The sequence below is a fragment of the Paenibacillus sp. FSL R10-2771 genome, assembly GCF_038000205.1.
Lineage (GTDB): Bacteria > Bacillota > Bacilli > Paenibacillales > Paenibacillaceae > Paenibacillus_AQ > Paenibacillus_AQ phytohabitans.
Genome location: NZ_JBBOBM010000001.1, coordinates 392,594 through 407,127, shown reverse-complemented (window position 1 = coordinate 407,127; position 14,534 = coordinate 392,594). Strand labels below are relative to the sequence as shown.

At 51.2% G+C, this 14,534-nt stretch carries 12 protein-coding genes; 6 read left to right on the top strand and 6 right to left on the bottom strand.

Annotated features, from left to right (window positions below; translation table 11 throughout):
- Positions 1 to 130: 130 nt before the first annotated feature.
- Both NSU14_RS01860 and NSU14_RS01855 read left to right on the top strand, forming a co-directional pair.
- The gene (locus NSU14_RS01860; RefSeq protein WP_039305455.1) at positions 131 to 1,147 is read left to right on the top strand and encodes a LacI family DNA-binding transcriptional regulator; all 1,017 of its coding nucleotides are present in this window, start codon (positions 131 to 133) and stop codon (positions 1,145 to 1,147) included.
- Between the two features lie 230 nt (positions 1,148 to 1,377).
- On the top strand, positions 1,378 to 2,283 hold the full coding sequence (locus NSU14_RS01855) for a helix-turn-helix domain-containing protein (protein WP_081970257.1): 906 nt from the start codon (positions 1,378 to 1,380) through the stop codon (positions 2,281 to 2,283).
- Between the two features lie 305 nt (positions 2,284 to 2,588).
- Here NSU14_RS01855 and NSU14_RS01850 read toward each other — a convergent pair whose 3' ends face one another.
- Entirely contained in the window at positions 2,589 to 3,599 is a 1,011-nt protein-coding gene (locus NSU14_RS01850) for a ketoacyl-ACP synthase III (RefSeq protein WP_340942404.1), read from the bottom strand.
- A 202-nt stretch (positions 3,600 to 3,801) separates the two neighbouring features.
- On the opposite strand from NSU14_RS01850, the gene NSU14_RS01845 reads away from it, so the two are divergent.
- The 4 genes from NSU14_RS01845 to NSU14_RS01830 all read left to right on the top strand — a co-directional run bounded on the left by NSU14_RS01845 (position 3,802) and on the right by NSU14_RS01830 (position 7,226).
- Complete coding sequence (locus tag NSU14_RS01845; RefSeq protein WP_340942402.1) at positions 3,802 to 4,380, top strand: TetR/AcrR family transcriptional regulator; 579 nt, start codon at positions 3,802 to 3,804, stop codon at positions 4,378 to 4,380.
- 3 nt (positions 4,381 to 4,383) lie between these two features.
- A complete protein-coding gene (locus NSU14_RS01840; protein WP_340942398.1) occupies positions 4,384 to 4,887 on the top strand; it encodes a flavodoxin family protein in 504 nt (167 codons plus the stop codon).
- A complete protein-coding gene (locus NSU14_RS01835) occupies positions 4,884 to 5,528 on the top strand; it encodes a hypothetical protein (protein WP_340942396.1) in 645 nt (214 codons plus the stop codon). The genes NSU14_RS01840 and NSU14_RS01835 overlap by 4 nt, the downstream gene beginning before the upstream one ends.
- A 606-nt stretch (positions 5,529 to 6,134) precedes the next feature.
- Positions 6,135 to 7,226, top strand: coding sequence for an IS4 family transposase (locus NSU14_RS01830; protein WP_340942393.1), 1,092 nt, complete (start codon positions 6,135 to 6,137; stop codon positions 7,224 to 7,226).
- 648 nt (positions 7,227 to 7,874) lie between these two features.
- Here the strand turns inward: NSU14_RS01830 and NSU14_RS01825 are convergent.
- The 5 genes from NSU14_RS01825 to NSU14_RS01805 form a co-directional block, all read right to left on the bottom strand.
- Entirely contained in the window at positions 7,875 to 9,218 is a 1,344-nt protein-coding gene (locus NSU14_RS01825; RefSeq protein ID WP_042139869.1) for a glycoside hydrolase family 28 protein, read from the bottom strand.
- 125 nt (positions 9,219 to 9,343) lie between these two features.
- Entirely contained in the window at positions 9,344 to 10,459 is a 1,116-nt protein-coding gene (locus NSU14_RS01820; protein ID WP_336102045.1) for a glycoside hydrolase family 88/105 protein, read from the bottom strand.
- 46 nt (positions 10,460 to 10,505) lie between these two features.
- Entirely contained in the window at positions 10,506 to 11,381 is an 876-nt protein-coding gene (locus NSU14_RS01815; RefSeq protein WP_039305372.1) for a carbohydrate ABC transporter permease, read from the bottom strand.
- A 21-nt stretch (positions 11,382 to 11,402) separates the two neighbouring features.
- Entirely contained in the window at positions 11,403 to 12,371 is a 969-nt protein-coding gene (locus NSU14_RS01810) for an ABC transporter permease (protein ID WP_042139871.1), read from the bottom strand.
- Positions 12,372 to 12,488: 117 nt separating this feature from the next.
- Entirely contained in the window at positions 12,489 to 14,048 is a 1,560-nt protein-coding gene (locus NSU14_RS01805) for an extracellular solute-binding protein (RefSeq protein ID WP_042139872.1), read from the bottom strand.
- Positions 14,049 to 14,534: the final 486 nt, after the last annotated feature.

Below are 14,534 nucleotides of genomic sequence, written 5' to 3'. Positions count from 1 at the left end.
GACTCTAGAAAGAACTATTTCTTAGCAGCAGCCGAGTGTCCGATGAACGGCCCTATAGCCTGAGAAACCCTGGCATACCCGTCTTTTGGCCCTGTTACAACTATTAAGCGGGGGTGACTTTAGCATGCAGATGAATATCAAAAAAATTGCCGAAATGGCCGGGGTCTCTGTATCCACTGTTTCGAAAATAATGAATAATTACAGCGATGTTTCCGAAAAAACGAAGCAAAGAGTGCTGGAGATTATCGAACAAACCGGATACACCCCCTCAAGCTCCGCCAAAACACTGGCTACCAAGAAGTCAAATCTGATCGGGGTTATTTTTGCCGGTGAGCTGAATGTGGAGTTTACCCATCCTTTTTTTGTAGAGGTACTGAATTCCTTCAAGAAGCAGATGGGCGTGCTGGGTTACGACCTGATCTTCTTTTCCAATGAGAAATTCATCAGCAGCGGCGATTATTTCTCGCGTTGTCTGCATTTCCATGTGGATGGCTGCGTCATTATCTCCGGACAACAGATGGAGCCTGCCATACAGGATCTGGATAGAAGCAATATTCCCTGCATCGGCGTTGACCTGGAGCTGACCGGCAAGAAATCCGGCTATGTGATGTCGGATAATTACCAGATTGCCTCCAAAGTGGTGGAGCATTTCTATCTGCTCGGCCACAGGGAGCTTGGCTTCATCGGCAGTACGGCCGATTCGGATATCTCCAACCGGCGCGAAGCGGGCTATGTCAAAGCCATTGCCGGTTTCGGTCTGACGATGAATCCCAAATGGTTCGTGCATGGTGACGATTTCTTCGAGCCCAGCGGCTACGCCGCCATGAAGCAGCTGATCCAGACCGGAAGTCTGCCGCAAGCCATTTTCGCCGCCTCCGATCTGCTCGCCCTGGGAGCGGTCCGCGCCTTGAAGGAGCATGGCCTCCGTGTGCCGGAGGATGTCGCCATCATCGGCTGTGATGATATCGAGGCCTGCCAGTATACCAGCCCGACACTGACTACAATCCGCCAGAACAAGGAACGGCTCGGTGTACTCGCGGCCCATATGCTGTTCGATCTCATTAACAATCAGTCGGAAGGCGGCTCCTTCGTGGTTGAGCCGGCGCTAATCATCCGTGAATCCTGCGGAAGCGGGTTGAACCGCTGAGCTGCGCCTTCTTCCGGGTGCAGCATACTACCTCCCCTCTGTTTCATCATTCCGTGCTTACCTGAACCATACTGAAACCGCTTTCGATACTATAATCTCTCATTTGATGGGATGGTTCAAGGTACCGTTTTTCTGGTTATGGGGACCATTTTTCGGCTTGGTCCCCATTATTTGTGTTTAAAAGCGAACGCGCAGGCTAATGGAAATGATTTGTAGAAAAAAAACAATACATGAAACTGGCAAAAGCTCAATCCGGACAATTCTACCGGCAGTTGAATAAAGCGCATGTGACCATTCAACCATCGCTTGATAGGATTGCGTTTGCCAAAATGCTATGCTGTTTTCGACAGTGCGCACTGTACATTTTGTTTCATTGGAGGTATACAATGCTCGACTTGCGTAAAATTGGAGCTTATATTTCGAAGCTTCGCAAAGACCAGGATTTGACCCAATTGGAACTTGCCGATCAACTGAATGTAAGTCATCAGGCGGTATCAAAATGGGAGCGAGGCGAATCGCTTCCGGATATCGGAACGCTTCCGAAGTTTGCGAGGTTATTCGGCAAAACGGTAGACGACATTCTAAATGCAGGAGACAACGCAGAAAATCGGGAGCATCAGCACCTAGGAACGATCGTTGAGGAGATCGCAGAGAACAGGCCGGACCAAGTTGCAGAGATGGTCAATACCGGTGAGGTGGAGATGGAAGAACTTGTAGAGTTAGCACCGTTTGTAAAAGCAAGCGCTCTGCATAAGGTTACAGAACGAGTAGACAGCAGCATCCTTAACTTAGACGTGATCATGCGGCTGGCTCCGTTCCTTGGAACAGGTATATTGGATGAACTGGTTCATCAGGCAGATGAGGGCAGCGTGAGCTGGAATTCCGTTCAAGGGCTGGCACCCTTTATTAGCAGAGAAACGTTAAGCCGCTTGGTAGACCGGGTTGCAGATGGCACCATCGATGCGGACCGGATCATGAGCCTCGCACCTTTTTTGGACAGGGAAAATCTCGAGAAGTTGATTAATGGAGTCGAAGCTGAACAGCTTAGCCCAGACCTGCTGGCAAGCCTTGCTCCTTTTGTCGATCAAGGGACATTGAGCAGAATGGTGACAATCTTATTGAATAAAGTAAAGTAGACACGTATAGCGGGGACCGGAGAATGGTGAAGGCGAATCCATCAGCTAACAACATATTTAGCACAGCATTGGGGCTATTTCCCCTCGGCCTGCCCCAGGGATTTCGGAATTAAGCTAACGGGAAACCTTATCTCAATAAAACAGCGGCAGTCCAGGACTTTGTTTTCTCGTCCATGGCTGCCGCTGTCTTACATAGTTGTGGCTAGTCTAATACATATCTCACGATATCTGACGATTTAATGATTCGGAAACCGCCTTGATAAAATGTCCGATGTGGATCTTCTTATGAGTGTTTTCTGCTGACATTAAAGAGGTGTTGGAGCACCCACCTGCGGGTCCAGTGACAGGCTGACCAATTGGCCCGCGTGGGTGAGGCCTGCACCGAATCCGTACAGCAGGATCCGCTGGCCATTCTGCACCTTTCCTTCACGGATGCCAAGATCGAGGGCAAGCGGAATACTGGCCGCCGAGGTGTTGCCGAAATATTCAAGGCTGTACAGCGCTTGTTCGAACGGGTACTTCAGCCGTTCACAGACCGGTTCAATCATCCGCAGATTAGCGCTGTGCGGGATGAACCAATCCACTTCCGCAAGGCTGACTCCTGCGTTCTGCAGCACCTGCTGCACCCCCTGCGGAACTGTCCGGACCGCCCACTTGAAGACCTCACGCCCGTTCTGTACCAGCTTGCCTGTAGCGGCAAGCTCCACTCCGTTCACCTTGTCCGCCAGCCCAGTCCGGTAGACATGCTGCGCTCCGCTCCCGTCGCTGCCGAGATTGAACCCTAAGAAGTGATCTTTATCCCCGCCGCTCTCCACAAGTACAGCCCCTGCACCATCACCGAACAGAATACTGGTACTGCGGTCAGTGTAATCCGTGATCTTGGAGAGCGCGTCAGCGCCGATGACCAGCACTTTATGATGCAATCCCGAGGACACCAGCGCATGAGCCGTATGCAGAGCATAAACAAACCCCGCGCATGCGGCACTCATATCTATCGCTCCCGAAGTAAGCGGAATACCGAGACGGTTCTGCACAATGGCTGCCACGGAAGGAAAAGAGAAATCGGGCGTACTGGTAGCCACGAGAACCATATCGACATCCTGTACGCTTTTACCGTAACGCTTCATCAGATCCTGCACGGCGGCTGCACATAAATCACTGGTATATTCATCCGCGCGGCTGATTCGGCGCTCCCGTATACCCGTCCGCTGAACAATCCACTCGTCATTGGTATCGACCATTTGCTCCAGATCATGATTCGTAAGTCTCCGGGACGGTACATAAGAGCCGATCGCTGTAATTCTTGCACCCTTCATCAATATCACCTCATCGTTAGTTATAGTATCTGATATTAGTACTTGGTACTAATGATAACTTAAACTGAATTACTTTGCAAAAAAATTACAGGTGAGAATGATTTCCAGCTCGCCTTGTGTGATCAATGTATCTTACCATCGTAAAGATTCAGTGCTACAATCTTTACAGTGTAAAGATAACGGAAAGGAAGGCTGCAGGAAAGTGACGGATAAACCCTACCACCACGGCAATTTACGGAGCCAGCTTATAGAAGCAGGCATTAAGCTCATTAACACAGACGGCATCAACAGCTTTTCCCTGCGCAAGGTCGCAGCCGAATGCAAAGTCAGCCACACCGCCCCCTACAGCCATTTTAAAAATATAGATGTGCTGGTATCCGCCATGGGTGAGCATGTCACAGAGCAATTTATGGAGTCCCTGCGTGCATCCGTTCAAGGACAGGAGGACCGCCAGGAAGCGATGTTCCAGCTGGGGCAGGCTTACATTGATTTTTTCATGGAGCATCCGCAATATTTCCAGTTTTTATTCTACCACTCAGGCTTAGTCATTGATTTAGACAACTATAATTCCGACAGTTATCCGCCATTCGTTCTATTCCGGACCACTGCCTATCAATTGTTCACAAGCATCGGACTGCCGGAAGCAGAGTTCTCCCGTCAGTTGATTTCACACTGGGCGATGGTGCACGGTATTGCTTCACTGCTTACCAATAACGGGGTGCGTTATTCGGGGAACTGGCGTGATTTGTTAGCGCTTGAATCTGTAGTTAAGGAGACATGAACCATGAGAACGATTGTGCACGATCTGCAGGAGCAGGAATTCGCAGGATGGGCAGAGGGCGGGCAAGGAGAGCTGACTGTTATCTCGGACAATGGTACCATCCGCCAGTGTATGGGCTGCTTCGGCTGCTGGACCCGGACGCCCGGCGCATGCGTGATACGGGATGGCTATAACCATCTGGGTGAGCTGTTCTCCAAAAGCGATGAACTGATTATCATCAGCAAATGTATGTACGGCAGCTACAGTCCCTTTGTCCTGAATGTGCTGAACCGGAGTATTTCCTACGTCCTTCCCTATTTTGTCACCAAGAATGGAGAAACCCATCACCGCAACCGGTATGATCACCAGTTCACACTATCGGTGCATTTCTATGGGGATGACATCACCGAGGCTGAAAAAAGCACAGCCAGAACGCTGGTCGCCGCGAACAGCCTGAATTTGTATTCTGCAGGAAACCATGTGTACTTCCATGACAGCCTGCACAGCATTAAGGAGGCGATCCAATGAACATCGCCATGATCAACGGCAGCCCCAAGCCCGTTAACAGTAACTCAGGTATATTGTTGAAGATGCTCGAGCCGCTTATCCGCACGGGGAATGAACTAACCTACTATAATCCGAACAAAAGACCGCTCACCCCTGCGCAATACAGCGAATTGTGCCGTATGGATGTACTGGTGATTGCCTTCCCGCTCTATGTAGATGCCATCCCTTCACACTTGTTCAGGCTGCTGGCAACCCTCGAGGAATACCTTAAATCCGAGCATGAGCAAGAAAAGGATATCTATGTCTATGCTATGATCAACAATGGTTTCTATGAGGGCAGTCAGAATCACATTGCTCTGGATATCCTTAAACACTGGTGCACACGGGCCGGAGTTCATTTCGGGCAGGCGCTGGGTCAAGGTGCCGGTGAAATGCTGGGCTCCCTGGAGAAGGTCCCTCCCGGCAAGGGTCCGCTTAAGAACCTGGGAAAAGCAATGCACAGCATGGCCGCTAATATCCAATTCAGAAGCGCAGATGAATCTATGCTGTTCAGCCCCAACTTCCCGCGCTTCGCCTGGAAATTCGCCGCAACCCACTCCTTTTGGAATGCCACCGCCAAGAAGAACGGCCTGAAGAGAAAAGATATACTCAGAAGGCTGTAAAATATACTGAACGCACGCCAGTACAAATATTGTTCGTAATGGTTGGTACGCCGGGCCTTGCGCCATACGTTCCGGGTCGCCGCCCGGCAGCAAAAGTTGCTTTGCTATATAAGCTGAACTTAAGAATGACAGTTAGCCGATTAACGCCCCTGTGCCGAGCAAGGAATTCGCAATAGAGCGGCGCAATCGCAATACAGCAGCGCAATACAGCAGGTTAGATTCTTAAGTTCATTCTATAACTCTAGCTGACGTCCTCCTGCGGAGGCCGATGTAAATGAGGGTACTTTGACGTTAATCCGAATGCGACTGCGAACGCGGACACGGTTGCAGATACATCTGCCTATAAAAGTACAAATGTTGTACGCATTACAACTCGGATACATAAATACCGGGATATTTATAAGGATTGTTGTAGGAAATACAACAATCCTTATGCTAAACCACATGGAGTAGGGGAAATGTTGCCTTTTGTATAGGCGTGTTGATTTCCCAAAAAAAGGGACAAAAAAGGCCGCCATTTCGGGTAATGGTAAGTACGACCAAACCAAACCGAAATGAGGCGACCTCATGAATAAATATACCCCATTCTTAGCTGTTTTCAAACAAGTGTTAACATCGGATGAAGTCGAAATGGTGACCGGACAAACCAAGGACTACGTGGATAGAGGAACCAAAATGACCGTCGGGTTGCTACTCGATTACTTTGTCCAAGCCTGCTACCACAAATGGGACGGCTTCCGGCAAAGTGCCCGCTTAGGCCCAAACTTTGACTTGCCTGAGATTCATTACTCCACCCTTTCCGGCAAGGCCGGTGAAGTCCCTTACGAAATCTTCAAACGTATCTTTCAAATGCTCGTCACGAAATGTAACCGTCAAACCCGGCGGCATCTGAATCTGCCTAAAGATCTTCTGCTGATTGACTCGACTACGGTCACGGCGGCGAACTCCCGAATGCCTTGGGCCTCGTACAAAAAATTCAGAGGGGGCATTAAGCTGCATGTTGCTCTTTCGCAGGGTCAGCGTTCACCCGTGAACGTGGAGGAATCGATCGCGAAGCGCAATGACGCTCCGTTTGGAGAAGTCTTGGCAGATACGGACTACATTTTGGTACAGGATCGGGCGTACGGAAAAATCAGCAGATTGGATCAATATGTGCTTCAGGGCCAGTCGTTTGTGATTCGACTCAAAGACAATCTCCATTTGGTGAAGCCGAGAAACCTCCAGCGACCCGCAGAGGGAGAAACGAACATTGTTCGTGATATTACTTGTTATATCGGTCAAGGGAAGTGCCAATCCGCTAAGCGCCACCGGGTCGTAGAATTTGAGAATGACCGGGGGGAAGTCGTACGGGTCGTGACCGATTTGAGAAAAGAGTCTGCTTATGTGATCGCTGAAATCTATAAGGCACGCTGGGAAATTGAAGTCTTTTTCCGCTGGATTAAACAGCATCTGAACGTGCCATGTCTATTTGGAACCACTGAAAATGCAGTATACAGCCAATTGTTTGTGGCCCTTGCGGTCTATGTACTTCTGAGACGTGTTTATGATGAAATCCACCCCAACGTGCCTGCCTTTGCTCAACTGACCCTTTGGGAATTTATGCAGCATTGGCGTATATTTAGTCTTCCGCTGGAGTGGCAGGTTCAACTTAGTCTGCTCAGGAACAAGGTTGTTTTGGGAATTATATCCATACCATAATATGGGGAATCAACAGGCTTGCCTTTTGTACAACAATTCCGGATTTAACCCGCTATCACGAGAGAATTGTTGTATTTCGTGCAAGATTTCAGCTAACTATATTGAACTTAAAAACTGACTGGGGATTACGCTGCACACTCCGGGTTACCGCCCGACAGCAAATGCGGATGTTAGCCTGTGTTGCAGACAGTTACGCCGCAAAGCTCCTCTAGAGTTAAGGAGTGAGTGCGGATGCACATTTCGGAATAGTTGTATTTCGTGCAGTTAAAAGACGGCGAAAGACCGGAAAAGCAGGAATAACTGTATTCTGTACAATTAGAATAGAGAAAAGTGTCTCTTTATAGCATAGGGGAGTTATATAAGTGTATAGAGTGCAATTAAACCTCCCCTCGCGCAATAATTGATCATTTTAGTTGTACAAAATACAGTTATATCGAACGATGGCCAGCCGATGGATGAATCCCTTAAGTGCAATTGGGCGAAAGCTTCCAGTGCAGCGGATGGTACAGCAGCGCTACAGTGATCAAACATACAACAAGAGCCCGGTCCCCTAACAGGACCAGACTCTTGTGTATATAGTTTATTCACTAAGGTCAGAGGGTATCAACCGCTCTTCCCCCCCATATTCCGCCCAATTGATGCCCGACTTCATTTCCCCGCCAGTTCCACCGTAACCTGCTCCACCAGCTTTTCCGGCTTCGCCGTGTTCCGCGACCGGCAGTTCAGAAACTCCACATCTTCCCCATTCTCAACGTAAAAGGCCGGTCCTTCGTGGTTCTCAATACTGACCTGCTGAAATTGCACATCGCGGACATTGCCCAGGTAGAATCCCCGGCGCTGCATATTCTCGATGCCTGTCATCATATCAGGATGGCCGGGCACTGCATCTTTCGCCATCGAAATATCAATATTAGTGAAAGTGATTTCCGATACATACTGCTCGGCAAGCCCGTACAGGAATCCTGCCGCTGCGTGAACATTGCGGGCAGTAATATTGGCATAATGAATCCGCCGGAACTGCGGGGTCTCCTCCGTTACCGGATATGGGTTCTTGTCCCAAACATACTTCTCCTTGCCCCGCGGCCCGCAGAAATAATACAGATTAAGCGTGAAGGGACAGATCACATCCTCCATCACAATGTTGCTGACACGGATATCTTCAATGATCCCGCCGCGCCCTCTCCGCGATTTCATGCGGATGCCCCGGTCCGTCTGCTTGAACACACAATTGCTGATCGTCACGTTGCGGATATCGCCGCTCATCTCACTGCCCAGCACCACCGCTCCATGCCCGTGGACCATCACGCAGTTCGTAATCGTGATATTCTCGCAGGGAATCCGCTCCTTGGTGTCCTCGGTGCCTGCCTTAATGGCAATGCAGTCATCGCCCACATCGATATGGCAGTTGCTGATGCGGACATCACGGCAGGACTCAGGATTAATGCCATCCGTGTTCGGCGAATCTGCCGGATTCAGGATCGACAGATTATCGATCATCACATTGCTGCAGCCGATCGGATTCACGGTCCAGCTGGGAGAATTAATCAGCGTCAGATCCCGGAGGGTCACCCGGCTGCAATTATCCAGGCCGATCAATCTCGGGCGGGGATACTCCAGCTCTCCCGGGTGATTCCGGTGCTTCTCCCACCAGGGTGCACCGTTTCCATTAATCGTCCCGCTGCCTGTGATCGAGACGTTCACCAGTTCCGCCCCATAAATGCAGGCCGCGTGCACCTCCTGCTTCACTCCTTCCCACCGTGATACCACGACCGGGTAATCCGCCGGATCGGTACTGAAGGACAATACCGCTCCGGGACTTAGATGGAGCTCTATGTTGCTGCGCAAACGCACGGCACCTGTCAGGAAGGTGCCCGCCGGAACATACACCGTACCTCCGCCAGCCTGATGCGCCGCTTCAATCGCGTCCGCAATCGCTGCCGTTGCCGGAACCCCGCTATCCCGGAGCGCTCCGTAATCCGCAATATTAAACACTGCGCGCCTCCTTTCTACTAATCCACTGCTGGTCCAGGCAGCCTCAAGCTTTACTGCGCTTTCCGCCGGATACAGCCACTTCAAACTCCACTACGATTCTGCCGAACCGCCAGCCTCAAGCTCTGCTACACTTTGGCCGGGTACAACGCCTGCATCTCCACACAGGCCATCACCAGCGCCCCTACTCCGTGCAGGTCATTGCTGACCTTCGGGCGGGTTACATAGTTGCGGTAATCTCCCGCCGAGGTCCCGATGCAGATATCCGGCAGAATCAGCCGGTCCTGCTCATCCCATTCCAGCACCTGAATTAAGCCCTCGTAGCCTTTCCGTGCCGCCGCTGCCGCTGCAGCTTCAGCCTCCGCCGGTAGAATTCCCAGCTTCACCGCTTTGGCAATCGTGTAGACGAACAGGCAGGAGCCGGAGGTCTCCAGCCAGTTATCCGGCTCATTTCCCTTATCGACCACCTGATACCAGAGACCGCTCTGCGGGTCCTGATAGCGGATCAGCGCCTGCACGAAGCCGCTCAGCTCGGCGGCCAGCTCGGCCCGCCCCGGATCCTTCTCCGGCAGCTCATCCATGAACTGCGAGAGCGCCAGCCCGTACCAGCCGAGCGACCGGCTCCAGAACTCCGGCGAGCAGCCGGTTTCCGGATTCGCCCATGGCATACGGCGGCTCTCATCCCAGGCATGGTAGAGCAGGCCGGTAGCCTCGTCTTTCATATATTTGCGCATCAGCCGCTCCTGGTGCAGCACCGCTGCGCGCAAGTCTTCTTCCCCGTAAGCATTCGCGTACTTCAGGGAGAAGACCCCGGCCATATACAGCCCGTCGAGCCACATCTGATTCGCATATTTGTCCTTATGCCAATAGCCGCCTTCGGAGGTTCTGTTCAGCGTCCGCAGCAGATTCCTGAGCTTAGCCGCAGCCTCCCGGTACTTCAGTTTGCCGGTCCGTTCATGCAGCGTGAAGAGCAACAGCCCCGCTTGTACGGCATCCAGCTCATCCCGGGCAAAATAGAAATTGCCGTATTCATCTACCAGATCATCCACATACTGCTGGATGTATTCGATATAGCGGTCCTCTTGGACAGCCTCCCACAGCAGCTCCATCCCGCATAGAAACACGCCTTGGTGATAATGCCAGCGGTGCGCAGGCGGAAGCTCCCCCGCTTGATACGTATCCATCAAAGAATCACAGGCTTTTTGCGCCCATTCTAAAGGTGTTTGCGGCAGACTGCCTATCATTGTTATACCCCTTTCATATTTCAGAATACCCGGCCTGCCCTCAGCATCAGCCCTTCATCGAGCCCAGCATCGCGCCTTTGGCGAAATGCTTCTGCAGGAATGGATACACCATCAGAATCGGCAGCGTTGCTACCACAATTACAGCCATTTTGATCGTCTGATCCGGCGGCGGCACCGTGCCATCGAGCGTTGCACTGTGATCCATCCCGCTGGCCAGCACGACAATCTGTCTCAGCAGGACCTGAATCGGCCACTTGGCGCTGTTATCTAGATACAGAATGGCGCTCATATAAGTGTTCCAGTACGTCACCGCATAGAACAGGGAGATCGTGGCAATCGCCGGCAGCGATAAAGGCAATACGATCTTGAACAGAATGCCGAAGTCGTTGCAGCCGTCGATTTTGGCCGATTCCTCCAGTCCTTCAGGAATGTTCTGAAAGAAGTTCTTCAGGATAATCATATTGAAGGCACTGATCGCCGACGGGAGAATTAATGCTGAATACGAGTCAATCAGGCCCAGCTCTTTGACCACCAGGAACGTTGGAATCATTCCTCCGTGGAACAGCATCGTGAATACTACCAGGAAGTTAAATACCCGGCGTCCGTCCAGATCCCTGCGGGAGAGACCGTAAGCCATCAGCGACGTAATGAACATACTGAACAAAGTCCCTATAAGTGTTACCCCGATCGACACACCCAGGGCTCTGAAGATTGTATTCGTTGAGAAAATAAATTTGTAGGCCTCCAGACTCCACACTTTCGGAATCAGTACAAATTTGTTGGCCGCCAGCTCTGCGCTGGTTGTGAAGGACCCTGCTACTACATGGACAAAGGGAAGCACCGTTACCAGCGCGATGATGGCAAGCAGTGTAAAGTTGACAGCGGAGAATATTCTACCGCTAATCGTACGGTCTTCTACCATTTCAATTCCTCCTGCGGCATTTTAATATACGCCTTCTTCTCCTATTTTCTTGGATACCTTGTTGACGGTCACTACCATGATCAGACCCACGATCGACTTGAAGAAGCCGATGGCTGTACTATAGCTGAACTGCCCTTGCCGCAGTCCGGCGGTGTAGACATACGTATCGATAATTTCCGCAACTTCCCGGTTCATGGAATTGAGCAGCAGGTAGACATGTTCGAATCCAAGATCGAGTACGGAACCGATTTTCAGAATAAACAGGGTAATGATGACTCCGCGGATCGCCGGCAGTGTAATATGCCAGACTTGTCTGAGCCTTCCGGCTCCGTCCATACGCGAAGCTTCATAGAGCCCGGGATCGATCGCAGCGATGGAAGCCAGATAAATAATCGTACCCCAGCCCGCTTCCCGCCAGATGACCTGAATGATGTACATGGGTCTGAACCAGCCGGGACTCAGCAGGAAATTGATTTTGGAGAATCCGAAGTAGGCCAGCAGTTCGTTGATAATCCCCCCGTCCATCGTCACCATGACGAAGGAAATCGAGACGACGATAACCCAGGACATGAAGTGGGGCAGGTAGACCAGGGTCTGGAAGAATCTTTTGAAAAAAGTGCCTCTGAGTTCATTGAGCATCAGGGCGAGGATAATCGGAATCGGAAAATAAATCAGAATATTCATCCCGAACAGGATCAGGGTATTCCCCAGAATATTCAGGAAATCAGGTTCGGTAAACAGGCGGCTGAAATGCTTCATTCCAACCCACTCGCTCCCTGTAATCCCTTGGTAAGGCTTGTAATCCTGGAAGGAGATAATCAGTCCGTACATCGGCAAATATTTAAATACAATGAAATACAGCACTCCGGGGATCAGCATCACATAGAGTAATTTGTTTCTCCACAGCCGTTTTTTAAGCTCGCTGCTGCTCTTATAGCTCTTAGGCTTCGGTTCGGGAACTACACGGGGCTGGGCGGTAACTTCCTGCATGATTCTCTTCCTTTCTCTGTAAATTCTTCTATATTTGAAAAAAAGGCTGCCGAAGCGCTAACCCGGGGCAGCCTTCTTTCATGTGGTCAGCCCGCAGTCAAAGCTGCTGCGTTCTGCTTATTTTTTGTACACGGCATTGTATTCTTCGATGATTTGGGCCCCGCCCCGGCTCTTCCAGTTCTCGACTTCTTTCTCGAAACCGGCTTTATCGAGCTGGCCGTACATGTATTTATAAGTGGCATCTGTAATGATCTGCTGCAGTTCAACACCCTTGGAAGTGTAGGTTGACGAATCGAGCGCTGCCGTAGGATCGGCAACCCCTACCTTCACATTCTCCAGCACCAGCTCTTCTGCATGAATCCGGCCCGGCAGTACGTTAAGACTCTGGTACATGCCGTTCGTTTCGTATTCGCCGATTACGCTGTCTTTGAAGCCTTTGACTTCACGTTCAATCAGCTCTTTATTATCTGTTGCTTTGGCTTTGCCGTCTTCCACGGTATAGTGTGTACCTTCAATCCCCCAGTACATCAGGTTGGCCACTTCAGGAGTCATCATGTAATCAAAGAACTTCAGAATCTTCTTCAGCTCTGCTTCATCCTTAACCGCTGATTTCGGGAACAGCACTACGTTGTTATAGCCGGGAATCATCCACTGGGCGAACTTGCCGTCAGGTCCGGCCACCATACTGTGTGTGTCCAGCACGGCATCCGGCACGTTCTTGATCAAGTCCTTGTTCAGGGAATCGATATCCTGCATGGAACCGCCGATATACAGTCCTGCTTTACCGCTGGTGAACGTATTTACCGCATCCGTTTTACTGGTTGCTGCAAAGTCCTGATTCATGTATCCACCGTCACGCAGGTTTTTGAAGAAATCCATTGTGTCGAAGTACTGCGGGAAGGTAAATTCCGGAGCCAGCTGGCCGTCCTTTTCCGCCCAGTTGTTCGGTGTGCCGAACCAGGAAGAGACGGTTTTGAACGCCCCGTACACCAGCTCATTCCGGTCAACCACCCCGATCGTATCCTTTTTCCCGTTGCCGTCAGGGTCCTGCTCCGTGAAGGCTTTAGCCATTGCGAACAGTTCCTCGGTATTGGCTGGTGCTGCGAGTCCCAGCTTATCCGCCCAGTCCTTACGGTAGATAATCCCTTGGCGGGCCAGCGGACGGCCGATATACAGGGTATACAGCTTGCCGTCTACCTTGGTGTTATTGAGGATTTCCGGCTTCAGCTTGTTCAGGTTGGGGAATTCGCTGAGGAGCGGCCCGATCTCCCAGAACTGTCCGTCCTTGATCGCTTCCTTCATCTGCAGGAAGGTCGTCTGATTCTTCAGATACGTAACCTGCGGCAGTGAGCCCGTGGCGAAGGAGGAGTTCAGCTTCTCTTCATAGGTATCTGCCGGGAAAAACTGATAGGTCAGCTTCGTATTCGTCAATTTCTCCACTTCCGTCTTGATCGTGTCCGGTGGAGTATCTGTCGTGTTCAGCGGGAGCATGATTTTGATCTCTGTCGGCTTTTCCGGTTCTGCTGCTGGCTCTGTAGCCGCTGCCGTGTTGGTTCCGGTGCTTGCACCTGGATCTTTGGTTGCCGCCGCCTCATTATTGTTGTTGCCGCCGCATGCGGACAGCATGCTGAGTGTCAGCAGCGAGCTGAGGAGCAGGGTGAAGGATTTTTTTGTCATTCCTTTTTGACCTCCGTTTAACTTGTATTGGTTACAAGCCTCACATTACAGTCCACGGAGGATTACGAATACAATCATTTACTCATAAAGGCGCGCTGGGGCTGGGGGTGTGGGTTAATGATTATCGTGTGATGGGGGGAGGGGGATATACATTGTGCGGTGGGCTGGGCATGGGGGCTGAGAGCAGCGGTTTGGGAGCGGCAGTTTGGGAACGACGCCGGGCGGGACTGCGTGAGCTTTGGACTTCCGGCCGCTGTTAGGTTTGGATTTCTTGATTCGGACCGCTGCTTACGGTAGAAATCCAAACCTAAAGGCGGACGCTATCGCTCCTACAGTTCCAAACCTCCCTCCGTCCCTTTCTGCCGCTCCACGGGTGGGCCCTTTCAATGTATATCCCTGAAAGGGGGGCAAAGGGAATGCCCCACCGCTTCGCTCGCGGCGGAGCTGGGATTTGAGTGCTGAGGGTAGAACCTATGGAGCTGGGAA

Excerpts from the sequence above, each read along its gene's own strand:
- NSU14_RS01815 (WP_039305372.1), bottom strand. The coding sequence starts at position 11,381 with ATGGTAGAAGACCGTACGATTAGCGGTAGAATATTCTCCGCTGTCAAC.
- NSU14_RS01805 (WP_042139872.1), bottom strand. The coding sequence starts at position 14,048 with ATGACAAAAAAATCCTTCACCCTGCTCCTCAGCTCGCTGCTGACACTC.
- NSU14_RS01860 (WP_039305455.1), top strand. The coding sequence starts at position 131 with ATGAATATCAAAAAAATTGCCGAAATGGCCGGGGTCTCTGTATCCACT.
- NSU14_RS01835 (WP_340942396.1), top strand. The coding sequence starts at position 4,884 with ATGAACATCGCCATGATCAACGGCAGCCCCAAGCCCGTTAACAGTAAC.
- NSU14_RS01850 (WP_340942404.1), bottom strand. The coding sequence starts at position 3,599 with ATGAAGGGTGCAAGAATTACAGCGATCGGCTCTTATGTACCGTCCCGG.
- NSU14_RS01840 (WP_340942398.1), top strand. The coding sequence starts at position 4,384 with ATGAGAACGATTGTGCACGATCTGCAGGAGCAGGAATTCGCAGGATGG.
- NSU14_RS01820 (WP_336102045.1), bottom strand. The coding sequence starts at position 10,459 with ATGATAGGCAGTCTGCCGCAAACACCTTTAGAATGGGCGCAAAAAGCC.
- NSU14_RS01810 (WP_042139871.1), bottom strand. The coding sequence starts at position 12,371 with ATGCAGGAAGTTACCGCCCAGCCCCGTGTAGTTCCCGAACCGAAGCCT.
- NSU14_RS01855 (WP_081970257.1), top strand. The coding sequence starts at position 1,378 with ATGAAACTGGCAAAAGCTCAATCCGGACAATTCTACCGGCAGTTGAAT.